The sequence below is a fragment of the Methylobacterium oryzihabitans genome, assembly GCF_004004555.2.
Lineage (GTDB): Bacteria > Pseudomonadota > Alphaproteobacteria > Rhizobiales > Beijerinckiaceae > Methylobacterium > Methylobacterium oryzihabitans.
The window spans coordinates 1-255 of the sequence record NZ_SACP01000201.1 but is presented as its reverse complement, the minus strand read 5'-3'; the positions used below and the strand labels follow the sequence as shown (position 1 = coordinate 255).

Annotated in this window: 1 protein-coding gene; it reads right to left on the bottom strand. The window is 78.0% G+C overall.

Annotated features, from left to right (window positions below):
* The coding region (locus EOE48_RS29025) for a transposase (protein WP_187371610.1) at nt 1-255 on the bottom strand (255 nt) is incomplete at both ends.

The following is a 255-nucleotide window of genomic DNA, read 5'->3' as shown; positions in this document are numbered from 1 at the left end:
CGGCCGGCGGGGCGGGGCCGGATCGTAGAGGGCCGCGTCGAGGCGCAGGCGGGTGACGATGGTCACGCCGCGGCGGCTCAGGGCGGCGAGGAAGGCCAGCGCCGCAAAACCGCTGTCGGCCACCAGCACGAGGTCGCGCCCCGGCAGCCAGCGGCGCGCCTGGAGGACGAGTTGGCGCCCGACCGCGAGCAGGGGCTTGTGCCGGCAGCCCCGCTCGCGGCAGGCGCGCTCGGAGGGCACGAGGGCGGTGAGGAA